This window comes from Pseudomonas sp. GNP012, assembly GCF_054343835.1.
Genome location: NZ_JBTGUU010000001.1, coordinates 1,413,659 through 1,437,015, shown reverse-complemented (window position 1 = coordinate 1,437,015; position 23,357 = coordinate 1,413,659). Strand labels below are relative to the sequence as shown.

The following is a 23,357-nucleotide window of genomic DNA, read 5'->3' as shown; positions in this document are numbered from 1 at the left end:
TCGTTACGACTAGCGAAATTGCGCGAGGAACCGCAAGTCGTTGTCGAAGAACAGACGCAAGTCGTTCACGCCGTAACGCAGCATGGCCAGACGCTCAACGCCCATGCCGAAGGCAAAGCCCGAGAACTCTTCCGGGTCGATACCGGACATGCGCAGCACGTTCGGGTGAACCATGCCGCAACCCATCACTTCCAGCCAGCCGGTCTGCTTGCAGACGCGGCAGCCTTTACCGCTGCACATCACGCATTCCATGTCGACTTCAGCGGATGGCTCGGTGAACGGGAAGTAAGAAGGACGGAAACGCACCGCCAGCTCTTTTTCGAAGAACACCCGCAGGAATTCTTCGATGGTGCCTTTGAGGTCGGCGAAATTGATGTCGCGATCGATCAGCAGGCCTTCGACCTGGTGGAACATCGGCGAGTGGGTGATATCGGAGTCGCTGCGGTATACGCGGCCTGGGCAGACGATGCGGATCGGCGGCTGTTTCGACTCCATGGTGCGGACCTGTACCGGTGAGGTATGGGTGCGCAACAGCATGTTCGCATTGAAATAGAAGGTGTCATGCATCGACCGGGCCGGGTGATGGCCTGGGATGTTGAGCGCTTCGAAGTTGTGATAGTCGTCTTCGACCTCAGGGCCTTCGGCGATGCCGTAGCCGATACGGGTGAAGAACTGTTCGACGCGTTCCAGAGTGCGGGTAACCGGATGCAGACCACCGGAGGTCTGACCGCGGCCAGGCAGGGTCACGTCAATGGACTCGGCGGAGAGTTTGGCAGCCAGATCGGCTTCTTCAAACAATGCCTTGCGCGCATTAAGGACCTCTGTGACACGCTCCTTGGCAACGTTGATCAGCGCGCCGACCTGCGGACGCTCTTCTGCCGGCAAATTCCCCAGGGTCTTCATCACCTGAGTCAATTCACCCTTCTTGCCAAGGTAGTGAACCCGGATTTGCTCCAGGGCATTGATATCTTCAGCGCTTTGCACAGCCTCTAGTGCTTGAGAGACGAGCGCATCCAGGTTTTCCATGTACAGACTCCAGATACAAAATAGGGGAAGAGCTTGAAGGCTCTTCCCCTATTTATGACGTTTAACACCTGACCCCACAGATGCGAGGCCGGGTGACTGTCGGGGGTACTTAAGCCAAGGTGGCTTTAGCTTTCTCGACAATCGCAGCAAACGCCGCTTTTTCGTTCACTGCCAGATCAGCCAGAACCTTACGGTCGATCTCGATGGACGCTTTTTTCAGGCCGGCGATGAAACGGCTGTAGGACAGACCGTTGATACGAGCACCAGCGTTGATACGAGCGATCCACAGAGCGCGGAACTGACGTTTTTTCTGACGACGGTCACGGTAGGCGTATTGGCCTGCCTTGATTACCGCTTGCTTGGCAACACGGAATACGCGGGAGCGTGCGCCGTAGTAGCCTTTAGCAAGTTTCAGAATTTTTTTGTGACGCTTACGGGCAATGACGCCACGCTTTACACGAGCCATGAGTTACTTCCTCTATTCTTGACTAAAATTAACGAAGGCGCAGCATGCGCTCGACTTTTGCCACGTCAGACGGATGCAGCAAGCTGCTACCGCGCAGTTGACGCTTACGCTTGGTCGACATTTTGGTCAGGATGTGGCTCTTGAAAGCGTGCTTGTGCTTGATACCGTTAGCAGTTTTCAGAAACCGCTTAGCAGCACCACTTTTGGTCTTCATTTTTGGCATGTTCGGATACTCCGCATTCAGTTGATAAACATAATCAGAAGGCCTGCCGTGCCCTGTTGATTACTTCTTCTTTTTCGGGGCGATGACCATGATCAGCTGGCGTCCTTCCATCTTAGGATGCTGTTCGACCGAACCGTACTCGAGCAAGTCACCTTCAACTCGCTTGAGGAGTTCCATCCCCAGCTCCTGGTGGGCCATCTCACGGCCGCGGAATCGCAAGGATACCTTGGCCCTGTCCCCGTCACTCAGGAAACGTACCAGGTTGCGCAGTTTTACCTGGTAATCCCCTTCCTCCGTCCCTGGACGAAACTTGATTTCTTTAACCTGAATCTGCTTCTGGTTTTTCTTGGCCGCAGCAATCTGCTTCTTCTTTTCGAAGATCGATTTGCCGTAGTCCATCAGTTTGCAAACAGGTGGTACTGCATCGGCGGAAATCTCCACCAGATCCAGCTTGGCCTCTTCAGCCTTAAGAAGCGCGTCTTCGATTGACACAATCCCGAGCTGTTCACCTTCAGCCCCAATTAACCGAACCTCGCGTGCCGAGATATTCTCGTTGATCGGGGCTTTCGGTGCAGTTCGTTTATCTTGTCTCATTTCACGCTTAATAATAATTACTCCGAATCTTGGCGACCACGCCGGGAAACCGCTTGGGCGAGGAACTCAGCGAACTGGGCGACGGGCATCGAGCCCAGGTCAGCACCTTCACGAGTACGCACAGCGACAGTCTGCATCTCGACTTCCCGATCTCCGATAACCAAGAGATAAGGAACCTTGAGCAAAGTATGCTCGCGGATTTTAAAGCCGATCTTTTCATTTCTCAAGTCAGACTTGGCACGAAACCCGCTTTCGTTGAGAGTTTTTTCCACTTCGGCGGCAAAATCAGCCTGTTTATCAGTGATATTCATCACCACTGCCTGGGTCGGAGCCAGCCACGCAGGGAACGCACCCTCGTAGTGCTCGATCAGGATTCCGACGAACCGCTCGAAGGACCCCAGGATCGCCCGGTGCAACATCACCGGGTGCTTGCGGCTGTTGTCTTCGGAGACGTATTCGGCTCCCAGACGCACAGGCAGGTTAAAATCGAGCTGCAGGGTACCACATTGCCAGACGCGACCGAGGCAATCTTTCAGCGAGAACTCGATCTTCGGACCGTAGAACGCACCTTCGCCCGGCTGCAAATCGTACGGCAGGCCCGCGCTGTCAAGGGCTGCGGCCAGTGCCGCTTCGGCGCGATCCCAAAGCTCGTCGGAGCCGACGCGTTTTTCCGGACGAGTGGACAGCTTCATCTCGACATCTTTAAAGCCGAAATCGGCGTAGACGTCCATGGTCAGCTTGATGAACGCGGCGGACTCGGCCTGCATCTGCTCTTCGGTGCAGAAGATGTGGGCGTCGTCCTGGGTGAATGCGCGCACACGCATGATGCCGTGCAAGGCACCCGATGGCTCGTTACGGTGGCATGCACCGAACTCGGCCAGGCGCATCGGCAGCTCGCGGTAGCTCTTCAGGCCCTGGTTGAACACCTGCACGTGGCAAGGGCAGTTCATTGGCTTGATCGCGTAGTCGCGGTTTTCCGACTGGGTGGTGAACATGTTGTCGGCGTAGTTGGCCCAGTGCCCGGATTTCTCCCACAGGCTGCGGTCAACCACTTGCGGCGTCTTGATTTCGAGATAGCCGTTGTCGCGCTGAACCTTGCGCATGTATTGCTCGAGCACCTGGTACAGAGTCCAGCCGTTCGGGTGCCAGAACACCATGCCCGGCGACTCTTCCTGGGTGTGGAACAGGCCCAGGCGCTTGCCGATCTTGCGGTGGTCACGCTTTTCGGCTTCTTCGATGCGCTGGATGTAAGCCGCCAGTTGCTTCTTGTCCGCCCATGCGGTGCCGTAGACGCGCTGCAATTGCTCGTTCTTGGCATCGCCACGCCAGTAGGCGCCGGACAGCTTGGTCAGCTTGAAGGATTTCAGGAAGCGGGTGTTCGGCACGTGCGGACCGCGGCACATGTCGACGTATTCTTCGTGATAGTACAGGCCCATGGCCTGTTCGTTCGGCATGTCCTCGACCAGGCGCAACTTGTAGTCTTCGCCACGGGCCTTGAACACTTCGATCACTTCGGCGCGCGGAGTGACTTTCTTGATCACGTCGTAATCTTTCTCGATCAGCTGCTGCATGCGCTGTTCGATGGCCGCCAGGTCGTCCGGAGTGAAAGGACGCTCGAAGGCGATGTCGTAATAGAAACCTTCGTCGATGACCGGACCGATGACCATTTTGGCGGTCGGGTACAACTGTTTGACCGCATGGCCAACCAGGTGGGCGCAAGAGTGGCGAATGATCTCCAGCCCCTCTTCATCCTTTGGCGTGATGATTTGCAGCGACGCGTCGCTGTCGATGATGTCGCTGGCGTCGACCAGCTTGCCATCGACCTTGCCCGCAACGGTGGCCTTGGCCAGGCCTGCACCGATGGATGCGGCGACCTCGGCTACGGAAACCGGGTGATCGAATGAACGTTGACTGCCGTCGGGAAGAGTAATAGTTGGCATGGCGCCTCCTCTCCTAGTGGTGACCCCTACCAAAGGTCACGTGGGTTGGGATGAGCCAGTACAAGATCCGGTCCAGGCCATTCAATGACGAACGCCTGCCTTACAGCGGCAGGAGCCTTGCGGCCAACCGGAAAACCGAACCAGAGTGACTGGGATTCAAATCAGGGTTAATCGCGCATCTGCCGCCACCGGGACTGAAGGTCCGCCGGAGCCTGCAAACGCCCGAGCGGGGCATGCTAGCACAGATGAACGGTGGTAGCTGAGCAGAGGCTTTCCAACGCGGCAAATCAGCTGTTTTTATGCCAGAGTGATGAACTTGAACCGCGCGTTAGCGCTCAGATAACAAGACATCGACCTCAAAGGAGCATCCTGGCATGCGTCTGAATCGTTTATTCACTGTAGTCGCACCAATCGTTCTGCTGCTGCCACTGGCCGCCCACGCCGAATGGCCAAAAGGTGAGCGCGAGAAGTACATGTCTCAGTGCGTGCCTGCGGCCGCGCAAAAAATCGGTGAAGCCGCGGCCAAAGCCCACTGCGCTTGTGGTGCGGATGCAATCAAGTCGTTCCCGGCCAGCGACATCCAGGCATTGATGGATAACAAAGCCAGTGACGCCATGAAACAGAAAGCCTTTGACCAAATTGCAGCCTGCAAGGCTGGGAATAAACCGAAAAAATAAGCACAGATCGGCGTTTTCAACCCTGTTTTACTGGCAAAAAGCCCCCGAAACAGGCCATTCCGTACAATTTATGCAGGTTTTACAGCTTTTTTTATCGCCTTCACTTTCGGCTAGAAGCCTTATAAAACGGGGCTTCCAGCCATTTCAAGGCATAAAGAAACCACGACTGATCGGCAAACAGCTCACCCGGGGGGGTCCCAAACCGAACATTTCGACTATGATACTCGGGTGTGCCCAGTTGGCCTGAGCAGCACAGTACTACTGAAAATATATGTTTCTTGGAGATACACCATGTCTAATCGCCAAACCGGCACCGTTAAATGGTTCAACGATGAAAAAGGCTTCGGCTTCATCACTCCTCAAGGTGGCGGTGACGACCTGTTCGTACACTTCAAAGCTATCGAAAGCGACGGTTTCAAAAGCCTGAAAGAAGGCCAGACTGTTTCCTTCGTGGCTGAGAAAGGCCAAAAGGGTATGCAAGCTGCTCAAGTTCGCCCAGAGTAATTTCCAGGCGCACTAAAAAAACCCCGTCCATGTGACGGGGTTTTTTATGGGTGAAACAAAAGCCTGGGGATCAACCGCAGTTGACCCGGGTGACCACCCTGCTGGCATCGGTGTTCAGGTTCAGGCGATCGGAACGGTACTCCAGCGTGACCATATCGGTTGGCAGCAGGAACCGCGCGCTTTGCGCCCCTGCGCGGGTACGTGCCTGCTCAAGCAGCTGCGGCGATGCCTGTTTGCCGATGGTGAACTCGGCAGCCTTCGCCTCACAGCGGCTGTGACCCGTGTCAGTCGTCGCAACATCCGCGGTTGCCGACTCCGTAGAGGCAGTGCTGCAACCGGCCAGTGTGGCAACGGCCAGCAAAGTACCCAATGACGCGAGCTTCCAAGGCATGAAGCCTCCTTATTCAATGATTAGGCTGAGATCGTGCGACAACCAGACTGGCGTTTGGTTTCACAGGCAGGCAGTGCCAGCACCCTGCCCGCAATCCGGACGAGCCGAGATTCTGCCTGAGCGCCGCCCTCCCCTTAATCACTGAATCGTGTCTGAATATGAACAACGCTCAATAGACGTCGATGTAGTCGTAAGGCGGATTGGGCCAGTTCTCTTTCAAGGCATTGAAGATCTGCATGACCCAGACTTCATCGCTGGCCGCGACCCGTCCGACATATCCGGAGCCCTTGGCCCAGGTTTCGAGCCGGAACAACAACCCGCCGATATCGGTACCGCCCACGACACCCGAGGAGATATAGGCAATCCCTCCCTTGGTGACCCGCAACTGGGTGTGCTCATCGTCACTGGCGCCGGCCAGCAACTGACGCACCGCCTCGAGGGTCAGGCCATCCGGGGAGTTCAAATCGATCTGCACAGCGTGCTCCTTGAAAATTCGACAGAAACCAAGTGTCGCATAGCCCTTCTTTCATGCCTAAGTCGACGTGTCAAAAGCCCCGCAAAATGGTTAACTCGGCACTCAGACTTCCCCCGACTTCACGAGTGCCATCATGACCACCGTAAGTATCGACGCTGACATCAAGGCAAAGTGGCAGGACGGCCACAGCTCCTACAGTCCAAGCAGCACGGAAGAGCTTGCCATTATCGGTATCGACCTGCTGGTCAGGGACCTGGGAACCGAAGCTGCCCAATCGTTCATCGAGCAGATTTTCGAGAAACATCTGTCGGACCAGAAGGCCGACACTGCCAGCGGGCGGGAGTGAACCCCGCAGGCAGGCACCTGCGGGGCATGCAACTTATTTCAGACGGGCCAGACGCTCGGTCAGCAGATCGAAGAAGCCCTGGGCATCGCCGCTTTCAACCCAGAACGCATTCTTCGGCGCTTTCAAGCCGTCATACCAGTCAACGATGGTTTGCCCGAAAGTCGGCCCCTCGCGGCTGTCGACCACCACATTGACCGGGCGGCCGCTGAACAATTGCGGCTTGAGCAGGTAAGCGACCACCGTGGCGTCATGCACCGGGCCACCCGCCATGCCGTAGTGTTCCATGTCGCCTTTGATGTATTCATTAAGAATGTCGCCCACCAAACGGCTGGCATTGTTGTTCAGCGCAGCAATCTGTTTCAGACGCGCTTCGCTGGTAAGGATCTTGTGGGTCACATCCAGCGGCAGATAGGTCAGCTTCACGCCACTCTTGAGCACCACTTCGGCGGCTTGCGGATCGGCGAACAGGTTGAATTCGGCCACCGGCGTGATGTTGCCGCCGTTGAAGTGCGCACCGCCCATGACCACCACTTCCTTGATGCCCTGGACGATACCTGGCTCCTGGATCAGCGCCAGGGCCAGGTTGGTCTGCGGGCCAAGCATGGCGATGGTGATGCTGTGGGGCTCGGCAGACTTCAGGGTATCGATCAGATAAGTGATGGCACTGCCCTTGGCCAGGCCTTGTTTGGGCTCATGCACGGCAATGCCCGAGAGCCCTTCCATGCCATGAATGTTCTCGGCATAGATGGGTGTGCGCATCAGGGGTTTCGGCGCGCCCGCATAGACCGGCACTTCTTCACGCCCCGCCCACTCCCGGGCCAGTCGCGCATTACGCGAGGTCTTGTCGAGGCGAACGTTGCCCGCAACCGTGGTCAGCGCCCGGACATTCAGCTCGTCCGGCGACGCCAGGGCGAACAACAAGGCAACGACATCGTCAGCCCCCGGATCGGTGTCAATGATCAAGTCGATTTTTTGTGCCGCCTGGGCGTTCGTTGCGGTAATCAGGGACAAAAGCAGCAGACTCCGGAGCAGTTGGTGCAGTTTCTGGGCATAGCGATACATGGCGCACTCCTTGTGCATGGGAAATCAAAATGCAGGCAGTCCGTCAAAACGTAACCCCGGCGAACAGCACGATGTTGCAGTACGGCTGACACTCGCCTGTACGAACAATCGCCCTTGCCTGTCGGCTCAGGACCTTGAATTGTTCATGGCTGAGCACCTCACGGCGCCCCAGTGCGCCTTCACCGTTCAGTTCATCCAGGGCAATCAGGGCCGACGGCTTCTTATCGAAAATCTCCTGAGCCAGCACATGGCTTTCGACCTGCATCTCACTGAGCACCACCTTCAAGGTGCTGACAAAATCCGGAATGCCCTGGGTCAAGGCCAGGTCGATCAATTCAACGCCCGGTGGAACCGGCAAACCGGCGTCGCCGATGACGACCATGTCGCCATGCCCCAATGAGGCGATCAGCCGCGACAAGGCGATGTTGAGCAAGGGTGTCTTTTTCATGGAGTTTTAAACGCCTGCACATCGCTCAAGGCGGGAATCGAAGGTTGCGCGCCGGCACGGGTGACCGACAGCGCCGCAGCCACCTGCCCGAAGCGGATCGCCTGCACTTCATCCTGACCCGCAGCCAACGCCGCAGCGAAACCACCGACGAACGTATCGCCCGCCGCCGTGGTGTCGACAGCCTTTACGACGGGCGCGGGGAAATGCTCGAATCGCTGGCCATCGGCAAACAGCGAACCTTGCGCACCGAGGGTGATGATCACCTTGCCAGCACCCAGGGCAATCAGCCGGGTCGCCGCGGCTTGCGCGGTCTCCAGGGAGTCCACCGACAGACCGCTCAAGGCCGACGCTTCGCTCTCGTTGGGAATCAGGTAATCGATAGACCCGTACCAGTGCGATGGCAACGGACGGCTGGCCGGCGCCGGGTTGAGGATGACCGTCTTGCCCAGCTCGCGCCCCCGCTTGAGTGCATGACCAACGGAGGCATCGGGCACTTCCAGCTGGCAGATGAGTACGTCCGCCGCTTGTATCACCGAATCAAAACGGTCAATGGCTTCAGCGGTCAATGCACCGTTGGCACCAGGGACGATCACGATGGTGTTCTGACTGCTGTCGTCGACCACAATCAATGCCACGCCGCTGGAACCGTCAATGGTGCTCACCGCCTGGCAATCGATCTGCTCGGCCAACAGCGCCCCGCGCAACGCCTCACCATAGGCGTCATTGCCCACACAACCGATCATCGACACCTGGGCTCCGAGCCGTGCCGCCGCCACAGCCTGATTGGCGCCCTTGCCGCCGGAGACGGTGGCAAACGAATGACCAATCAGCGTTTCACCGCCCTTGGGCAAACGCGGCGCCCGGGTCACCAGGTCCATGTTCAAACTGCCTATTACCACTACTTTTGCTGGCATACGTTGCTACTCATCGATTCTGTTTCGGCGACGCTGTCGGTTCAGCGGCTTTCTGTTTTCAACGGCTTTCTGTTTCAACGGAAGTGGTCAAACACGCCGGCCAACGGCGCCGTCGATTCACGGATGACAATACTCGGCGTCACGATCCGCTGATCGGTCGCCAGGCCCGGCGTGGCGATTCGCCGTAAAAGCACTTCGGCAGCCATTTCACCGAGCTGCAGGATCGATTGCCCCACCGTAGTCAACGACGGGTAGACATACCGACTCATCTGGATATCGTCGAAGCCGATCACCGACAACTCACTCGGTACGCGAATATTGCGCTCGGCGGCGGCCCGCAGCACACCGATGCCGATCATGTCGTTGGCGGCAAAAATGGCGGTAGGCGGATGGCTTTCCAGCAAAATCGCGGCAGCGCTGTAACCGCCGGTGCTGGTGAAATCGCTTGCCAGCATGCGTTCGGGGGAGACTTCGACGCCCGCCTCCTTCAAGGCCCGGCGATAACCCGCCAGACGCATCTGCGCCACACTGGTATTTACCGGTCCGCTGATCGTGGCGATATCCCGGTGGCCCAACTCCAACAGGTGTCGGGTGGCCAGGTACGCGCCGTATTCATGGTCGATGCGCACCAGGTCGGCATCGACACCGTCCAGTCCGCGGTCGACGATCACCATGGGAGTGCGCACGCCTTTCAGACCTTGTACCAGGCCACTGTCGCCGCCGGCCGAGGCGACGATCAGGCCGTCGATGCGTTTTTCCAGCAACACACGCAGGTAGCTGCGCTGCTTGTCCGGATTGTCGTCGGAGTTGCACAGGATCACGCAGTAACCGTTTCGCTCGCAGTAATCCTCGATCCCCCGGGCCAGCTCGGCGAAGTACGGGTTGAGGCTGTTGGGAACCAACAGGCCGATGGTCGCCGTGGTCTTGGCCTTGAGTGAACGGGCCACGGCGCTGGGGACGTAGTCGAGGGTCTTGATCGCCGCCTCGACCTTGATCCGGACTTCCTCACTGACCGGGCGGGTCTTGTTCACCACATGGGAAACCGTGGTGTAGGAAATGCCGGCAAGGGCTGCTACATCTTTGATAGTCGCCATGACTCAGGTCCGCCGGCTTGCGCGTTGACTGCGATAAGTGTCCAGCACCACCGCCACCACGATCACGGCGCCGGTAATGATGCGTTTGGTCGGCTCGGTTGCCCCGATCTGCGCCAGCCCCGCGGCCAGCACGGAAATGATCAGAACGCCAAAAAACGTGCTGATCACCGAGCCGCGCCCGCCCATCAGGCTGGTCCCGCCAATCACCACGGCGGCGATCACCTGCAACTCAAGACCGGAGCCGGCATTCGGGTCGGCGGCTTCCAGGCGAGAAATCTGGAACAGCGCGGCAATGCCGGCCAGCAACCCCATCAGGCTGAAAACCAGGATTTTGTAGGGCTTCGGATTGATCCCCGCCAGCCGCACGGCCTCTTCGTTGGTGCCGATACCGATCAGGTAGCGACCGAACACCGTGCGGGTCAACACGGCCTGGGCGATGAATATGATCAGCAACGCAATGATGAACGAGGGTGAAATGCCGAAGGCGATCGGATTGGACAACCAGGCGAACGCATCGCCGATGTAGGCCGTACGCGAACCGGTCATCTGGTACGCCACTCCGCGCGCCATTTCCAGCACGCCCAGGGAGACGATGAACGACGGTATCCGCCACGCCACCGTGATCGAACCGGTGATGGTGCCTGCGAACGCCGCGACGGCCATGCCGAGCAACGCTGCGGGCAGCACGCTCCAGCCCCAGCCAAGTATCGCCACGCTGACGGTCGAGGCTGCCAGTGCCAGCACCGACCCCACCGACAGGTCGATGCCTCCGATGATCAACACAAAGGTCATGCCGACTGCCAGCACCATCAGGTCCGGAATCTGGTTGGCCAGGGTGCTGAACGTATCGTAGGACAGGAAGTGACTGCTCAACACCGAGAACAGCACAATCATCGCCAACAAGGCACCCGCCAGGCCCAGATAGGTGCCCAGCCCATAGAAGTTGCCACTGCGTGTGCCGGCGAAAGAAGCGGTTTTCATGGAAGATCCCTAGGCGCGGCGTCGAAGCGCTGCGCATCACGTTTTTGATAGCCGGCAAAAGCAGCGGCGAGCAACTCATCCTGGGTCCAGCTGTCGCGATCGAACGTATCGATCAGGCTTCCTGCCGACAGCACACCGATCCGGTCGCAGATCAGCATCAGCTCGCGCAAGTCGCTGGAAACCACCACCAGCGCCTTGCCCTTGCGGGTCAATTCACCGAGCAGGTTGTAGATATCGAATTTGGCGCCGACGTCAATGCCCCGGGTCGGCTCGTCGAACAGCAGCACCGAGCAATCGCGCTCCAGCCAGCGACCGATGACGACTTTCTGCTGGTTACCGCCGGACAGCTCGGACACCAATTGTGCCGGACCGGAACTGCGAATGTGCATGGCGTCGATCTGTCGCTGGGCCAAGGCGTTTTCGCCATCGTTGTCGACAACGCCGGCACTGGAGATGGCGGGCATGTTGCCCAAGGCGATATTGGCACCGATCGACTGCGTCAACAAAAGACCTTCGCCCTTGCGATCTTCGGTGATCAGCGCGATGCCATGCCCGACCGCATCCACTGGCGAACGCACAGTGATGACCTGCGCCGGCGAGCCCAGGGCTATCGTGCCGCTGTCGGCGATATCGGCACCGAAGATCAGGCGCAACAACTCGGTGCGCCCCGCGCCGATCAAACCGGAAATGCCGAAAATCTCTCCGGCACGCACTTCGAACGACACGTCGCGAACCTTGTCGGATCGGGTCAGGCCCTTGACCGTCAACACCGGGGCGCCGATCTTGCGCGCCCCCATATCGATGTGTTCACCGAGTTCGCGACCGACCATCAGGGTGACCAGTTGTTCGCTGTTGTAGTTGGCCATTGGCGCGACACAGACCAGATTGCCGTCGCGCAGCACGGCAATGCGTTGCGCGACCCGCGCCAGCTCTTCGAGGCGATGAGAGATATAGATGATCGATACGCCGCGAGCCTGCAGGCGGGTGATCTGCTCGAACAGCATTTCGACTTCGCGTGCAGTGAGCATCGCGGTGGGCTCATCGAGAATCAGCACATGACAATCGCCGATCAGGTTGCGGGCGATCTCCACCATTTGCTGGTGACCGATGCCCAGTTCGCCGACCAGGGTATCCGGGTCAATGGCGTCGAGCCCGACCTGAGCCATGGCCTCGATGGCAGCCTTGCGCAATTGTTTGCGACTGATCCAGCCGCCGTTGTTGGGCAGATTGTGAAGAAACAGGTTTTCCGCCACCGACAGGGTCGGCAGCAGATTGAGTTCCTGCATGACCATGCGGATGCCGAGGTCTTCCGCCTGGCTCCGGCTGCCCGGACGATAGGCCTCTCCCTGAAACTGCATCTGGCCGGTGGTCGGCGCGACCAGCCCGCCAATGATTTTCGACAGCGTGCTTTTGCCTGCGCCGTTCTCGCCGGTAAGCGCCAGCACTTCACCGCGCATGAGCGTCAGATCAATGCCGGCCAGAACCGGTTGGGCGTAGGTCTTGCCGATACCGCTGACCGAGAGGACAGCGTTCGTAGCGCAAGCGGACATAAAAACTCTCCACGCGCCCGTCCGGCTGGACGAGCGCCGTTGCGTCGCCAGAAGGTTACTGTGTGACCGACTCTTTGGTGACCAACTCTACCGGCGTTTCGATCACGCCATTGGCGCCGCCGTCGACTTTCTCGCCCTTGAGAATCTTCAATGCCGTCTCGATGCCGAACACCGCCTGCCTGGCTGCAAACTGGTCGGCAGTGGCGAGCACCCGACCATCCTTGAGCATCGGCTGGATGGCATTGATATTGTCGTAGCCGACCACTTGCACCTTGCCGGCCTTGCCCGCGGCGCGCACGGCAGACACCGCGCCGACCGCCATGCTGTCGTTGCCGGCCAACAGGGCCTTGGTTTGCGGGTATTCGCTGAGAATCGAGGCGGCCACCTTGTTGCCTTTGTCGATTTCCCAGTCACCGGATTGCAGCGACACGACCTTGATCTGCGCCGCCTCCATCGCATCCTTGAAACCTGCGGTACGCTGCTGGGCATTGGTGGTGGTGGACACACCTTCGATGATGCCGACTTCGTCACCGGCCTTCAGCTGTTTGGCCAGGTAATCGCCGACCAGGCGTGCACCCTTGCGGTTGTCCGGGCCTACGAACGGAACACTGATGTTTTTGCTTTTGACGACGGCGGGGTCCAGCTGGTTGTCGATGTTGATCACGGTGATACCGGCATCGATGGCTTTCTTGATCACCGGCACCATGGCCTTGGAATCTGCCGGCGCAATCACCAGCGCATTGACCTTGGCCAGGATCATCTGCTCGACGATACGCGTCTGGCCTGCCGTGTCGGTTTCATCCTTGATGCCGTTGGAGATCAGCTCGAATTCGCCGGAGTGATCTTTCTGATAGGCCTTGGCGCCGTCTTCCATGGTCAGGAAAAACTCATTGGCCAGGGATTTCATGACCAGTGCGACTTTCGGTTTATCTGTGGTTTCAGCGAAGGCAGAGCAGACAGGCAGTGCAGCGGATGCGGCAGCCAGCACAGCGACAGCGAGAAGACGTCCAGCAAATGGCAGCTTCATGGGTTCACTCCGATCTTATGATTATTGTGAGCAACGCTTGCGCCGGCGTAAGCTTCACGACCCACTGTGATGGAAAGCCATTACAGCGAGTCGCGCAAACGTTTGCGTGACCCAGACTATGCGAATCCTGCCGGTATTTGTCAACGTCCTGAAAAGTGCTTTCAGAGAGGATTGGCGAAAAACGGCATTCAGCTCATGCCGTGGTGTTGATCACCGATCCCGTGCCGGAACCCTTGCTCATCTCTTTGATCAGACTCGCGCTCACCTGCAGGATGGCGCCGTTGGTTTGGGCGACCTGCCCCTGAATGGCCGCTACCGCGGTGGTCTTGGCTTCCGGGGTCGGATAGGACGCCGCCTGGGCCTGGGCCAATTGCTGCTGTTGCTCACGCAATTGCTGCTGCAACTCCTTCAGGCGCTTGAGCAGGACCTTCACCGCAACACTGGTGTTATCGCTGGTTTCCGATTCAGCCTGTGCGCCGGCACTTTCACCCAGGCCTACCGGACCGATTTTAACCTGGGCGCCGTCGCCTTCCTTTACGCCCAGCGCTTTGGCAGCCGCATCCTCTGTTGCATCGCCCAAGGCACGAATGGTCGCCGCAGACTTCCCCCCGATGGTGATGCCCGCGGCATTCGGTAAGCCAATAGATAACGACATGTGAACTCCTGCAGAAATAGATCCCTTGAAGGAGCATCGACCGACGCGCGCTTTTCTTTAGTCGTTACCGACGATTTGACACCTTTAAATCTTAAACAGGACCGCCATCCGTTTCGGAGAGCCGAACGCAAAAGTTAATCATGTTCGGCAATCCGGACGCCCGGCCCCGGAACCGCCTTCGGACACAAACTGTAATATCGTTACAAATCATTAAGTTACGCGTATTTTTCGATTCAAGGTTTTACTGGTACAGATCCTGCTCTCTTCCTCGCACCTCCGGCGTTCAGATTCGCCCGGGGCGTATCTAGATGAACCTGCATCTGCACCGTCTCACAACTAGAAGAGAAAAATAATGACATCTGCACTCAAGACCTTTGTTCCGGGCGCCTTGGCCCTGCTGCTGCTTCTGCCGACCGCCCTTCAGGCCAAAGAAGCCGAAACCCAACAGAAACTGGCCAACGTGGTGATCCTGGCCACCGGTGGCACCATTGCCGGCGCCGGCGCCAGCGCCGCCAACAGCGCGACCTACCAAGCGGCGAAAGTCGGCATTGAACAATTGATCGCCGGCGTTCCAGAACTGAGCCAGGTGGCCAACGTTCGTGGCGAACAGGTCATGCAAATCGCTTCCGAAAGCATCACCAACGAAAACCTGCTGCAACTGGGCCGCCGCGTAGCCGAACTGGCCGACAGCAAAGACGTCGATGGCATCGTGATCACCCACGGCACCGACACCCTGGAAGAAACCGCGTACTTCCTGAACCTGGTGGAAAAAACCGACAAGCCGATCATCGTCGTGGGCTCCATGCGCCCGGGCACTGCGATGTCCGCCGATGGCATGCTCAACCTGTATAACGCGGTGGCCGTGGCCAGCAGTAAAGATGCGCGAGGCAAAGGCGTGCTGGTGACCATGAACGATGAAATCCAGTCGGGTCGCGACGTCAGCAAAATGATCAACATCAAGACCGAAGCGTTCAAAAGCCCCTGGGGTCCGCTGGGCATGGTGGTAGAAGGCAAATCCTACTGGTTCCGTTTGCCAGCCAAGCGCCACACCATGGATTCCGAATTCGACATCAAGACCATCAAGAGCCTGCCTGACGTCGAGATCGCCTATTCCTACGGCAATGTCAGCGACACCGCCTACAAGGCGCTCGCCCAATCAGGCGCCAAAGCCATCATCCACGCCGGCACTGGCAATGGCTCAGTATCGTCTCGTGTGGTCCCAACCCTGCAAGCCCTGCGCAAGGACGGCGTGCAGATCATTCGCTCCTCCCATGTCAACGCCGGCGGCTTCGTATTGCGCAACGCCGAACAGCCTGACGATAAATACGACTGGGTCGTGGCCCACGACCTGAACCCGCAAAAGGCCCGAATCCTGGCGATGGTCGCGCTGACCAAGACCAATGACAGCAAAGAGCTGCAGCGGATGTTCTGGGAATACTGATTCGCCCTCGCCCGACCGATCCGGTCGGGCACCCTGTGCGCCATTCTCCGGTCCTGGCGATTGGCGCCGTTCGATCTGACAAAAAAACTCCCTGCGCCTTACACCAAATGGAACAAACCGCTGTCAGAGGATTTTCTTGATTTTTAAGCAGTTGCGAAATTGCCTACAGTTAAATACTGTATGTACGTACAGCTTAATAAGGATAATTCCGTGGACACTACCTCTGCCTCTTCTGACACCTACGTACGCATGGGCCTGCGCGTTCAGAAAATCATCAACTCCCCCACCGCACAAAAGGCCAGGGCAGCACTGATCTTCCGCCTGCCTGACGAGCCGGTGGATGAATGGGAACGCTTGCTGGAAGAAATCGACGAGAACGACAACGTCACCCTCGCCTATCGCGACGATGGCGGCGTGCAGATTTTCTGGGTTGTGCCGAAGGAAGATTGAGTCGATGAGTGCCCGCTGGTTTGCTTTGTTTTTTGTGTTTTTTGTCATGGCTGCGCAAGCCGACGCTCCGCGCACCTTCACCGAAGCGAAAAAGGTCGCGTGGAAGCTCTACGCTCCCCAATCCACCGAGTTTTACTGTGGCTGCAAATACACCGGCAACCGGGTGAACCTTGCCGCCTGCGGTTATGTGCCGCGTAAAAATGCCAAGCGCGCATCCCGCATCGAATGGGAGCATATCGTTCCGGCCTGGCAGATCGGTCATCAACGCCAGTGCTGGCAAGAAGGCGGTCGCAAGAACTGCACCCGCTACGATCCGGTTTACCAGAAGGCCGAAGCTGATTTGCACAACCTGGTGCCCAGCATCGGCGAGGTCAATGGCGATCGCAGCAACTTCAGTTTCGGTTGGCTGCCCGAACAGTCGGGACAGTATGGTGCGTGCCTGACCCAAGTCGACTTCAAGGCCAAGAAAGTCATGCCCCGCCCTTCCATTCGCGGCATGATCGCCCGGACCTACTTCTACATGAGCAAGCAGTATGGCTTGCGCCTGTCGAAACAGGATCGACAACTGTACGAAGCCTGGGACAAGACCTATCCCGTACAGGCCTGGGAACGGCAACGCAACCAGAGCGTGGGGTGCGTCATGGGACGCGGCAACGAGTTCGTCGGCCCGGTGGACATGAAGGCCTGCGGCTGAATCCAGGCGACACCTGAAACAAAAAAGGCCTCGAGGCTAAAGCCCCGAGGCCTTTTTTTGTTTGCCCAACATCTTCGCTGCCGACTGTTATTGAGCGGCCGGACGCTCAAGCACCAGCAATTCGATGTTCTGTTTCTTCGAGCGAGTGAGCACAGCACGGACCTCATCCTGTTTGGCTTCGGCCTCGGCTTTCGAATTGAACGGCCCCATCAGGATTCGCGTATTGCCATTTTCCTTGACGACGCTGGACATGAAACTGTGTTCGATCAGCCAGCCACTCAAATCACTGACCGCCTGAGGGGTTTCACCTCGCACTTCAAGATCCCATTGCGGGCCGGACGCTGCCGCGGGTACGGCAGTCACGGCCGGCTTTGGCTTCGGCGCATCCACACTGCTGCCCTCTCCACATCCCGCCAGTGCCAATATCGCGAGTACCAAGACCATTTTGCGCACGGCGTTTCCCTCTAAATGCTTAAAGCGGGGATTTTAACATCCATGAATACTTCACGAGTGCCATAAAATGGGCTCAAAACAACGAGAATCATGGTGGCGGCCTCTGTATAGTTACGCCTTGGGAATTAATGCCACATCTGCGCGTCAGAAAGAGGCACCCAAACTGTGAGACTTCGCACTAATCTATACATACCACCGACCTCTGCACTGTCCGAATCAGGTGCCCCACGAAGCAATCAAGGAGAAGACCATGCTGATACTCACCCGCAAAGTCGGTGAAAGCATTAATATCGGTGATGACATTACGATCACCATCCTGGGCGTAAGCGGCCAGCAAGTCAGGATCGGCATCAACGCCCCGAAGGACGTTGCAGTGCACCGTGAAGAAATTTATCAGCGCATTCAGGCCGGCCTGACCGCCCCGGAAAAGCCGCAATCCTGAATTCTGTTGCAGTCAGTAGCCAGCCCGTTCAGTGCGCAACCACGGCTGGCTAAAGATTCAGCATCGCTTCCGCATGCTTTCGATACTAGCGACAAGCTCAACGTCCTGGCTGTCAGACATTTCTTGTTTATCCTGGGGAAGTACGCGTTCGCTGCGTGGCTAACCGAACATCACCCCGCGGGCCATGCCAGTCGCCACCACCACCATCAACAGCACCAACAGCGCCTCGACATGACTGATCCGTGCAAACAGCTTCGCACGGCCGGTATCGAAGGCGACTTTGCGGCCCAGCGCTATCCGCCATTTGATCAACGTCACCATGGGCGCAATCTCCAGCAGCAAGATCAGCACGAACAGCGTCATCTTCAGATGAAACAGCGGCTGATGCAGATAATAGTCCGTGCCTTTCTCGTACCCGCCAAAGGCTCGCATCCCCCCGCTGGTCAGTAACACGACAGCTGAAATACCCCAGATATTGTCCGCCATCAGGACACTGCGCACTTCTGCAGTCCCATCGGCCAGACGCCGAAAAGCCCTGCCTCGAGTCAGCACCGCCCAGAATCCCAACGCAACCGCCAAAAGATGAACCGCCGCCAGAAACCAATGAGTCAGCATCGAGAAACTCCTGCCAGGTAGAAGCTGTATGAGCCTGACAGTAGTAGCCCATGAAATGGCTGCTTGCACGGCATCCGCGGACCAGGCCCGATACACAATATGACAGACCAACTAGACTCCACTGCGCTGGCATTGAGCGACCGTGGCAGTCCCAGCCCCAACGGCAACTCACTCTCACCGCATTGAACTGAGTAAACAAAATCATGTGTGAATCATGTGATTCAAGCTCTGCTTCAAACACAACAGGCCGTCGTCGTTTTCTTCAATTTGCCGGATTGAGCGCAGGCGCCCTGCTGCTGACCGGCACACTGCCCGGCAGGATCATCCAGGCAGCCGAAACAGCGTCAGCCCCACCCAAACCACAAAACGTGATCAGCCCCGACATGGCGCTGAAAAGACTGATGGAGGGTAATGAACGATATGTAAGCGGTACATCCAAGATTCATGATTTCAAGGCTGAGCGAGAGGCCCTGGTGTCAGGTCAAAATCCGTTCGTGGCCGTGCTGAGCTGCTCTGACTCGCGCATCGCCCCGGAATATGCGTTTGACACTGCGCGCGGCGATCTTTTCTCCATCCGCGTCGCGGGCAATTTTGTCACCCCGGAAGGCCTGGCCAGTCTTGAATACGGGGTCGCCGTACTGGGCGCCCCGCTGATTCTGGTACTCGGCCATGAGAGCTGCGGCGCCATCGAGGCAGGCATCAAGGCCGTCAAGGACCAGACGGTTTTCCCCGGCCATATCCCGAAACTGACTGACGCGCTCAAGTCGGCCATCGAGGCCGTGCTCAAGCAACCCGGGAGCCTGATGGAAAACGCCACCGCGCAGAACGTCAAAAATTCGGTCAACAGCCTGAAACAGGCCTCGCCCTTGCTGACCGATGCGCAAAGCAAAGGCATGCTGAAGATCGTGGGAGGTGTCTATCGCCTGGCGAGCGGCAAGGTAGAGCTCATCGCCTGACCCACAACGCGCACATTGTCAGCATTGGCGCATAGCCCCGCATGCAAAGAGCCCAGCGCTATGGCTGGGCTCTGGTTATTTCCGGTTTTCCATCATTTTGTCGGCCAGGGCTCTGGCCCTCTCGATCAACAGGTTCTGCCTGTCTTCGTGCGTAGCCCCGCCCACAACCGGGGCTGTCAGATTGCTTTCGGCAATCAATGCAGCGCAGAAGTATTGATCCCAAACGGCTTTGTCTACGGGTGCCTGTTTGCTGATTTGATCGACGTTCATGGGCGGCTCCTTTCAATGAGGCAGCCCCACTAGTTTACGCCTGAATGGCCAAGAATCCGGACCAACATCCACCATAACCCGCCATTCGTCGCCTGCGAAAACACCACGATGAGTTCAACCGCATCCGTGGCTTGAGGATTGCACAGATCGCGCGTAGCAGCGCCGGAACGACATAATTCTGACGCAGCAGCCATTCAATCAATGCTTAAGGACTCCAGCGATACGCTTGGTCAGTCACCGGGAGATGTAACGTGTCAACGCTCAACGAAATCGCAATGAACCACGCGAGAATGGCTAAGGAAAAGGCAGCAGAGTCGACCGAACTGAGCGAGCGACACCTCCAGATTGTAGGGAGCTTCGAGGTACCGTCCATTGATGTACAACAGAACGTCCCAATGCACCTGATCGCTGGAGCGCAGGAGGTGCATCTGATTCATGCGACGGGTTTCTCGCTCTGAGCTTTTATGGGGCAAGCGTTATTCAGATCTGGAAGAGTCTGGATCTACTTAAATCCGGTTCCTGTATATCTCGGAAAGATAAGTTCAGCCTGTGGCTTTCTTTGCGTACAGGCAGATAGCCTCTCAGTATTAAATTCCGATGATATTTTTGGCGTCGATCATCCTGTATTACGCTGTCGAAGTACCTTCGAGAAAACTGATGCGGACGGACAGACACGAAAAGGTTGAAATCCGTTAGCGCAAGAGCGACATTATTTCCACCCTGCCATTCCTGCACATTCAGGAGTGGGCCGAACAAGCCTCGCCAGAGAAATCTGCCGGGGCTTTGTCGTCTTCAGCTTAGGAGAAAGACATGTCTAGAGCTCAACGACGACACGATACACGCCGCATAAAGGCTCGCTTTGAAAGAAACCAGAAAACCAAAGACTGGGAAGCCACTGCTCGAGAGGCAGGCGTCTTCGCAAATCATGGCAAGGTCTGCTCTTGCTGGATGTGCTGCAATCCAAGAAGGCTGGGTGAGCTCACCCTACAGGAGCTGCGGGCTGACCGCCCCATACAAGAGTGAAAGCAGGCCCCTCATCTGATTTCACAATCCACCTACCAGCCTGCCGATGAGCGGCGAATAGTCACCGGCACCACTGCGTCTCACAAGGTATCCCGTCGTGGTCTCCATCCATTTCCATTCCTGGGCAATTTTGCAGAAAGTTCTTGGCCTCTGCGCACGAGGTCATCTGCGAGCAATATTTGCGCCCATCACATTTAACTGGAGCCGAGACAGGCTTCGGCGCAGTCACGACCGTAGAGGTTCTTTGGGGACTCGACAGCCGAGCCTCAGCCCAGGACTCTAATTCAGGGGAAAACTTCCAAGCCAACAGACCAACAACAAGCACTATCAAAATCAGTTTCATCTTGATCCATCCATGACGAGAGACCGTTTGCGTTCTCACGCTGCCTGCTTTCCAGCGTAACCCACAAATCCAAATACAGCCCGCCGGTGAACGGCGGGCGAGGAATCGTCATGTCCGATTTTCAAACCGAAACCACGCCCACCGCCCGTAAAACGCAAAACTACGGGAAGCCTGTGCACCTGGAGATTGTCATGGGACAGGCACTACGTGAGGTGGTGCTGGAGTGCATGAGATCGCCTGTCGCCTGCCCGCACCTGATCCACTACTCGCCCAAGGCACGCAAACGCTCCCGGCTCGACGCCAAGCTACACTGGAACGCAGTGACAGCGGATTACCTGACCCAGTCATTTGCCCAGGCTCGGGACGATTCGCCCCCCCCTACGACGACATGCCAGCCGGCGAGCGCCCCAACTTCCACGAGATCCACGAGATCCGCGAACTAGGTGCATGGCTGTACGAGCAACAGGGTTTCGAACAGGAATACATTCAGGGTTTGATGGGGCACGCGGACGTGAAGACGACCGAGCACTACCAGGCAGGGCACGGCGATGACGCGGTGGTTTATATGAAGGTGAAAGCCGACCTGAAGATGTAGCGCGGCGGTCGTTTGCCCAAAACATTCCCAATATTTGCCCAAACACCAGACAACAAAAAAGGGCCCACCTTTCGGTGAGCCCTTCTAGACCGCCCAGCAGAGCGGATTTTGTTTGGTAGGCGCGATTGGACTCGAACCAACGACCCCCACCATGTCAAGGTGGTGCTCTAACCAACTGAGCTACGTGCCTGCTGTGAGGCGGCATTCTACGGAATTCCGGAGGGGTGTCAACACCTTTTTTCGCGCTAACCCTATGAATATGCAAAATATTTAATTTTGCCGCTACAAAGAAGATTTTCCGGGTGGCTGGCGGGTGATTTTCAACTCGGGTAGGATCAACGCACTCGTAAAATATATTAAACAGAGGCTGCCGAATGGCTAACACTCCCTACCCAGAGTCCTACTACGCCGCATCGGCCAATGCGGTTCCGCCGCGCCCGGCGTTGCAGGATGACGTCGAGACCGATGTCTGTGTGATTGGCGCCGGTTACACGGGGCTGTCCTCTGCCCTGTTTCTGCTGGAGAACGGTTTCAAGGTCACGGTGCTTGAGGCTGCCAAGGTGGGTTTCGGGGCGTCCGGGCGTAATGGCGGGCAGATCGTTAACAGCTATAGCCGCGACATCGATGTCATCGAGCGCACGGTCGGCCCCAAGCAGGCTCAGTTGCTGGGGCAAATGGCGTTTGAAGGTGGCCGGATCATTCGTGAGCGGGTCGCCAGGTACAACATCCAGTGCGATCTGAAGGACGGTGGCGTGTTCGCCGCGATGACCGCCAAGCAGATGGGTCATCTGGAGTCGCAGAAGCGCCTGTGGGAGCGATTCGGCCACAGCCAACTCGAGTTGATGGATCAGCGCCGCATCCGCGAAGTGGTGGCCTGTGATCAGTATGTCGGCGGCATGCTGGACATGAGTGGCGGGCACATTCATCCGCTCAACCTGGCGCTGGGTGAAGCGGCGGCGGTCGAATCCCTGGGCGGGACGATCTACGAGCAGTCGCCGGCCGTGCGCATCGAGCGCGGAGCCAACCCGGTGGTGCACACGCCGCAAGGTAAGGTCCGGGCCAAATTCATCATAGTCGCCGGCAACGCCTATCTGGGTAATCTGGTGCCGGAACTGGCCGCCAAGTCGATGCCTTGCGGCACGCAGGTGATTACCACCGAGCCACTGGGCGAAGAACTGGCCAGGACCCTGCTGCCTCAGGACTACTGTGTCGAAGACTGCAATTACTTGCTCGACTACTACCGCCTCAGCGGTGACAAGCGCCTGATTTTCGGCGGCGGCGTGGTTTACGGCGCGCGGGATCCGGCGAACATCGAAGCGATCATTCGACCGAAGATGCTCAAGGCCTTCCCGCAGCTCAAGGACGTGAAGATCGATTACGCGTGGACCGGTAACTTCCTGCTGACCCTGTCGCGCCTGCCTCAGGTCGGACGCCTGGGCGACAACATCTACTACTCCCAGGGCTGCAGCGGCCATGGCGTGACTTACACGCACCTGGCGGGCAAGGTGCTGGCCGAAGCGTTGCGCGGCCAGGCCGAGCGTTTTGACGCGTTTGCCGACCTGCCCCACTACCCGTTCCCCGGCGGACAATTGCTGCGTACGCCGTTCGCGGCATTGGGCGCCTGGTATTACGGATTGCGGGATAAATTTGGTTATTGACCGTTAAAACAAAAGATCGCAGCCTGCGGCAGCTCCTACAGAAA

The 23,357-nt window shown here is 57.7% G+C and carries 30 protein-coding genes and 1 tRNA gene; 11 read left to right on the top strand and 20 right to left on the bottom strand.

From position 1 onward, the window contains the following. Nucleotides 1-9: 9 nt before the first annotated feature. The 5 genes from pheS to thrS all read right to left on the bottom strand — a co-directional run bounded on the left by pheS (nt 10) and on the right by thrS (nt 4,249). Nucleotides 10-1,026 carry a phenylalanine--tRNA ligase subunit alpha gene (pheS, locus tag ACXX83_RS06310; protein WP_007975711.1) on the bottom strand — a complete coding sequence of 339 codons (1,017 nt, stop codon included), beginning with the start codon at nt 1,024-1,026 and terminating at the stop codon, nt 10-12. A 109-nt stretch (nt 1,027-1,135) separates the two neighbouring features. Continuing rightward, nucleotides 1,136-1,492, bottom strand: a complete 357-nt coding sequence (gene rplT, locus ACXX83_RS06305; RefSeq protein WP_007905879.1) for a 50S ribosomal protein L20 — start codon at nt 1,490-1,492, stop codon at nt 1,136-1,138. Nucleotides 1,493-1,520: 28 nt separating this feature from the next. Continuing rightward, nucleotides 1,521-1,715, bottom strand: a complete 195-nt coding sequence (gene rpmI, locus ACXX83_RS06300; RefSeq protein WP_002553160.1) for a 50S ribosomal protein L35 — start codon at nt 1,713-1,715, stop codon at nt 1,521-1,523. 60 nt (nt 1,716-1,775) lie between these two features. After that, nucleotides 1,776-2,327 carry a translation initiation factor IF-3 gene (gene infC, locus ACXX83_RS06295; protein ID WP_172435703.1) on the bottom strand — a complete coding sequence of 184 codons (552 nt, stop codon included), beginning with the start codon at nt 2,325-2,327 and terminating at the stop codon, nt 1,776-1,778. Beyond that, nucleotides 2,327-4,249: a threonine--tRNA ligase gene (gene thrS, locus ACXX83_RS06290; protein ID WP_007975710.1), complete on the bottom strand. Its 1,923-nt coding sequence runs from the start codon at nt 4,247-4,249 to the stop codon at nt 2,327-2,329. Before thrS ends, infC begins: the two co-directional genes overlap by 1 nt. Nucleotides 4,250-4,623: 374 nt before the next feature. On the opposite strand from thrS, the gene ACXX83_RS06285 reads away from it, so the two are divergent. Both ACXX83_RS06285 and ACXX83_RS06280 read left to right on the top strand, forming a co-directional pair. Then, nucleotides 4,624-4,926 (top strand): hypothetical protein, encoded by a 303-nt coding sequence (locus ACXX83_RS06285; RefSeq protein ID WP_217837777.1) that lies wholly within the window; start codon nt 4,624-4,626, stop codon nt 4,924-4,926. Nucleotides 4,927-5,217: 291 nt separating this feature from the next. Then, nucleotides 5,218-5,430 carry a cold-shock protein gene (locus tag ACXX83_RS06280; RefSeq protein ID WP_003179963.1) on the top strand — a complete coding sequence of 71 codons (213 nt, stop codon included), beginning with the start codon at nt 5,218-5,220 and terminating at the stop codon, nt 5,428-5,430. A 70-nt stretch (nt 5,431-5,500) separates the two neighbouring features. Here the strand turns inward: ACXX83_RS06280 and ACXX83_RS06275 are convergent, their stop codons facing one another. Continuing rightward, nucleotides 5,501-5,821: an I78 family peptidase inhibitor gene (locus tag ACXX83_RS06275; protein ID WP_015095844.1), complete on the bottom strand. Its 321-nt coding sequence runs from the start codon at nt 5,819-5,821 to the stop codon at nt 5,501-5,503. Nucleotides 5,822-5,990: 169 nt separating this feature from the next. Beyond that, nucleotides 5,991-6,296 (bottom strand): hypothetical protein, encoded by a 306-nt coding sequence (locus ACXX83_RS06270; RefSeq protein ID WP_458547842.1) that lies wholly within the window; start codon nt 6,294-6,296, stop codon nt 5,991-5,993. A 133-nt stretch (nt 6,297-6,429) separates the two neighbouring features. On the opposite strand from ACXX83_RS06270, the gene ACXX83_RS06265 reads away from it, so the two are divergent. Continuing rightward, nucleotides 6,430-6,642 (top strand): hypothetical protein, encoded by a 213-nt coding sequence (locus ACXX83_RS06265; protein ID WP_015095845.1) that lies wholly within the window; start codon nt 6,430-6,432, stop codon nt 6,640-6,642. A 33-nt stretch (nt 6,643-6,675) separates the two neighbouring features. On the opposite strand, the gene ACXX83_RS06260 is transcribed toward ACXX83_RS06265, so the two are convergent. The 8 genes from ACXX83_RS06260 to ACXX83_RS06225 form a co-directional block, all read right to left on the bottom strand. Further along, nucleotides 6,676-7,704: a nucleoside hydrolase gene (locus ACXX83_RS06260; protein WP_458547841.1), complete on the bottom strand. Its 1,029-nt coding sequence runs from the start codon at nt 7,702-7,704 to the stop codon at nt 6,676-6,678. Nucleotides 7,705-7,747: 43 nt separating this feature from the next. Beyond that, nucleotides 7,748-8,152, bottom strand: coding sequence for a D-ribose pyranase (gene rbsD, locus ACXX83_RS06255; protein ID WP_015095847.1), 405 nt, complete (start codon nt 8,150-8,152; stop codon nt 7,748-7,750). Continuing rightward, nucleotides 8,149-9,066 carry a ribokinase gene (gene rbsK / locus ACXX83_RS06250; protein ID WP_015095848.1) on the bottom strand — a complete coding sequence of 306 codons (918 nt, stop codon included), beginning with the start codon at nt 9,064-9,066 and terminating at the stop codon, nt 8,149-8,151. Before rbsK ends, rbsD begins: the two co-directional genes overlap by 4 nt. A gap of 74 nt (nt 9,067-9,140) precedes the next feature. Further along, nucleotides 9,141-10,160, bottom strand: a complete 1,020-nt coding sequence (locus tag ACXX83_RS06245; protein ID WP_458547840.1) for a LacI family DNA-binding transcriptional regulator — start codon at nt 10,158-10,160, stop codon at nt 9,141-9,143. A 3-nt stretch (nt 10,161-10,163) separates the two neighbouring features. Further along, nucleotides 10,164-11,141, bottom strand: coding sequence for an ABC transporter permease (locus ACXX83_RS06240; protein ID WP_015095850.1), 978 nt, complete (start codon nt 11,139-11,141; stop codon nt 10,164-10,166). Then, the gene (locus ACXX83_RS06235) at nt 11,138-12,691 is read right to left on the bottom strand and encodes a sugar ABC transporter ATP-binding protein (protein ID WP_458547839.1); all 1,554 of its coding nucleotides are present in this window, start codon (nt 12,689-12,691) and stop codon (nt 11,138-11,140) included. The genes ACXX83_RS06240 and ACXX83_RS06235 overlap by 4 nt, the downstream gene beginning before the upstream one ends. A gap of 55 nt (nt 12,692-12,746) precedes the next feature. After that, complete coding sequence (locus ACXX83_RS06230) at nt 12,747-13,718, bottom strand: sugar ABC transporter substrate-binding protein (RefSeq protein WP_217837770.1); 972 nt, start codon at nt 13,716-13,718, stop codon at nt 12,747-12,749. A gap of 193 nt (nt 13,719-13,911) precedes the next feature. After that, complete coding sequence (locus tag ACXX83_RS06225; RefSeq protein WP_458547838.1) at nt 13,912-14,373, bottom strand: hypothetical protein; 462 nt, start codon at nt 14,371-14,373, stop codon at nt 13,912-13,914. Between the two features lie 352 nt (nt 14,374-14,725). Here ACXX83_RS06225 and ACXX83_RS06220 point away from each other — a divergent pair, with 352 nt between their 5' ends. From ACXX83_RS06220 to ACXX83_RS06210, 3 genes are all read left to right on the top strand, one after another. Further along, entirely contained in the window at nt 14,726-15,814 is a 1,089-nt protein-coding gene (locus ACXX83_RS06220; protein ID WP_102699298.1) for an asparaginase, read from the top strand. 180 nt (nt 15,815-15,994) lie between these two features. Further along, nucleotides 15,995-16,264, top strand: coding sequence for a DUF1654 domain-containing protein (locus tag ACXX83_RS06215; protein ID WP_144443118.1), 270 nt, complete (start codon nt 15,995-15,997; stop codon nt 16,262-16,264). A gap of 4 nt (nt 16,265-16,268) precedes the next feature. Beyond that, on the top strand, nt 16,269-16,958 hold the full coding sequence (locus ACXX83_RS06210) for an endonuclease (RefSeq protein ID WP_217837768.1): 690 nt from the start codon (nt 16,269-16,271) through the stop codon (nt 16,956-16,958). An 87-nt stretch (nt 16,959-17,045) separates the two neighbouring features. Here the strand turns inward: ACXX83_RS06210 and ACXX83_RS06205 are convergent, their stop codons facing one another. After that, nucleotides 17,046-17,411, bottom strand: a complete 366-nt coding sequence (locus ACXX83_RS06205) for an SPOR domain-containing protein (protein WP_458547837.1) — start codon at nt 17,409-17,411, stop codon at nt 17,046-17,048. Nucleotides 17,412-17,661: 250 nt separating this feature from the next. On the opposite strand from ACXX83_RS06205, the gene csrA reads away from it, so the two are divergent. Next, nucleotides 17,662-17,853, top strand: coding sequence for a carbon storage regulator CsrA (csrA, locus tag ACXX83_RS06200; RefSeq protein ID WP_007975691.1), 192 nt, complete (start codon nt 17,662-17,664; stop codon nt 17,851-17,853). Nucleotides 17,854-18,012: 159 nt separating this feature from the next. Here the strand turns inward: csrA and ACXX83_RS06195 are convergent, their stop codons facing one another. Further along, a complete protein-coding gene (locus ACXX83_RS06195) occupies nt 18,013-18,468 on the bottom strand; it encodes a DUF2214 family protein (RefSeq protein ID WP_458547836.1) in 456 nt (151 codons plus the stop codon). Nucleotides 18,469-18,671: 203 nt separating this feature from the next. On the opposite strand from ACXX83_RS06195, the gene ACXX83_RS06190 reads away from it, so the two are divergent. Beyond that, on the top strand, nt 18,672-19,424 hold the full coding sequence (locus ACXX83_RS06190) for a carbonic anhydrase (protein WP_458547835.1): 753 nt from the start codon (nt 18,672-18,674) through the stop codon (nt 19,422-19,424). A 75-nt stretch (nt 19,425-19,499) separates the two neighbouring features. Here ACXX83_RS06190 and ACXX83_RS06185 read toward each other — a convergent pair whose 3' ends face one another. Further along, complete coding sequence (locus ACXX83_RS06185; protein ID WP_217837765.1) at nt 19,500-19,694, bottom strand: hypothetical protein; 195 nt, start codon at nt 19,692-19,694, stop codon at nt 19,500-19,502. 251 nt (nt 19,695-19,945) lie between these two features. Between ACXX83_RS06185 and ACXX83_RS06180 the strand changes: the two genes are divergently transcribed. Beyond that, complete coding sequence (locus ACXX83_RS06180) at nt 19,946-20,152, top strand: hypothetical protein (RefSeq protein WP_458547834.1); 207 nt, start codon at nt 19,946-19,948, stop codon at nt 20,150-20,152. 626 nt (nt 20,153-20,778) lie between these two features. Here the strand turns inward: ACXX83_RS06180 and ACXX83_RS06175 are convergent. Further along, nucleotides 20,779-21,060 (bottom strand): excalibur calcium-binding domain-containing protein, encoded by a 282-nt coding sequence (locus ACXX83_RS06175; RefSeq protein WP_458547833.1) that lies wholly within the window; start codon nt 21,058-21,060, stop codon nt 20,779-20,781. Nucleotides 21,061-21,283: 223 nt separating this feature from the next. Here ACXX83_RS06175 and ACXX83_RS06170 point away from each other — a divergent pair, with 223 nt between their 5' ends. Beyond that, nucleotides 21,284-21,655 (top strand): site-specific integrase, encoded by a 372-nt coding sequence (locus tag ACXX83_RS06170; protein ID WP_458547832.1) that lies wholly within the window; start codon nt 21,284-21,286, stop codon nt 21,653-21,655. A 113-nt stretch (nt 21,656-21,768) separates the two neighbouring features. Here ACXX83_RS06170 and ACXX83_RS06165 read toward each other — a convergent pair. Next, nucleotides 21,769-21,845 (bottom strand) — tRNA-Val (locus tag ACXX83_RS06165). A 184-nt stretch (nt 21,846-22,029) separates the two neighbouring features. Here ACXX83_RS06165 and ACXX83_RS06160 point away from each other — a divergent pair. Further along, a complete protein-coding gene (locus ACXX83_RS06160; RefSeq protein ID WP_217837762.1) occupies nt 22,030-23,313 on the top strand; it encodes an NAD(P)/FAD-dependent oxidoreductase in 1,284 nt (427 codons plus the stop codon). Nucleotides 23,314-23,357 lie beyond the last annotated feature (44 nt).

Bases quoted from the DNA above. Each gene is read 5' to 3' on its own strand.
- pheS (WP_007975711.1), bottom strand. From the start codon at position 1,026: ATGGAAAACCTGGATGCGCTCGTCTCTCAAGCACTAGAGGCTGTGCAA.
- rplT (WP_007905879.1), bottom strand. From the start codon at position 1,492: ATGGCTCGTGTAAAGCGTGGCGTCATTGCCCGTAAGCGTCACAAAAAA.
- rpmI (WP_002553160.1), bottom strand. From the start codon at position 1,715: ATGCCAAAAATGAAGACCAAAAGTGGTGCTGCTAAGCGGTTTCTGAAA.
- thrS (WP_007975710.1), bottom strand. From the start codon at position 4,249: ATGCCAACTATTACTCTTCCCGACGGCAGTCAACGTTCATTCGATCAC.
- ACXX83_RS06285 (WP_217837777.1), top strand. From the start codon at position 4,624: ATGCGTCTGAATCGTTTATTCACTGTAGTCGCACCAATCGTTCTGCTG.
- ACXX83_RS06280 (WP_003179963.1), top strand. From the start codon at position 5,218: ATGTCTAATCGCCAAACCGGCACCGTTAAATGGTTCAACGATGAAAAA.
- ACXX83_RS06275 (WP_015095844.1), bottom strand. From the start codon at position 5,821: ATGCCTTGGAAGCTCGCGTCATTGGGTACTTTGCTGGCCGTTGCCACA.
- ACXX83_RS06265 (WP_015095845.1), top strand. From the start codon at position 6,430: ATGACCACCGTAAGTATCGACGCTGACATCAAGGCAAAGTGGCAGGAC.
- ACXX83_RS06260 (WP_458547841.1), bottom strand. From the start codon at position 7,704: ATGTATCGCTATGCCCAGAAACTGCACCAACTGCTCCGGAGTCTGCTG.
- rbsD (WP_015095847.1), bottom strand. From the start codon at position 8,152: ATGAAAAAGACACCCTTGCTCAACATCGCCTTGTCGCGGCTGATCGCC.
- rbsK (WP_015095848.1), bottom strand. From the start codon at position 9,066: ATGCCAGCAAAAGTAGTGGTAATAGGCAGTTTGAACATGGACCTGGTG.
- ACXX83_RS06245 (WP_458547840.1), bottom strand. From the start codon at position 10,160: ATGGCGACTATCAAAGATGTAGCAGCCCTTGCCGGCATTTCCTACACC.
- ACXX83_RS06240 (WP_015095850.1), bottom strand. From the start codon at position 11,141: ATGAAAACCGCTTCTTTCGCCGGCACACGCAGTGGCAACTTCTATGGG.
- ACXX83_RS06235 (WP_458547839.1), bottom strand. From the start codon at position 12,691: ATGTCCGCTTGCGCTACGAACGCTGTCCTCTCGGTCAGCGGTATCGGC.
- ACXX83_RS06230 (WP_217837770.1), bottom strand. From the start codon at position 13,718: ATGAAGCTGCCATTTGCTGGACGTCTTCTCGCTGTCGCTGTGCTGGCT.
- ACXX83_RS06225 (WP_458547838.1), bottom strand. From the start codon at position 14,373: ATGTCGTTATCTATTGGCTTACCGAATGCCGCGGGCATCACCATCGGG.
- ACXX83_RS06220 (WP_102699298.1), top strand. From the start codon at position 14,726: ATGACATCTGCACTCAAGACCTTTGTTCCGGGCGCCTTGGCCCTGCTG.
- ACXX83_RS06215 (WP_144443118.1), top strand. From the start codon at position 15,995: ATGTACGTACAGCTTAATAAGGATAATTCCGTGGACACTACCTCTGCC.
- ACXX83_RS06210 (WP_217837768.1), top strand. From the start codon at position 16,269: ATGAGTGCCCGCTGGTTTGCTTTGTTTTTTGTGTTTTTTGTCATGGCT.
- csrA (WP_007975691.1), top strand. From the start codon at position 17,662: ATGCTGATACTCACCCGCAAAGTCGGTGAAAGCATTAATATCGGTGAT.
- ACXX83_RS06195 (WP_458547836.1), bottom strand. From the start codon at position 18,468: ATGCTGACTCATTGGTTTCTGGCGGCGGTTCATCTTTTGGCGGTTGCG.
- ACXX83_RS06190 (WP_458547835.1), top strand. From the start codon at position 18,672: ATGTGTGAATCATGTGATTCAAGCTCTGCTTCAAACACAACAGGCCGT.
- ACXX83_RS06185 (WP_217837765.1), bottom strand. From the start codon at position 19,694: ATGAACGTCGATCAAATCAGCAAACAGGCACCCGTAGACAAAGCCGTT.
- ACXX83_RS06175 (WP_458547833.1), bottom strand. From the start codon at position 21,060: ATGAAACTGATTTTGATAGTGCTTGTTGTTGGTCTGTTGGCTTGGAAG.
- ACXX83_RS06160 (WP_217837762.1), top strand. From the start codon at position 22,030: ATGGCTAACACTCCCTACCCAGAGTCCTACTACGCCGCATCGGCCAAT.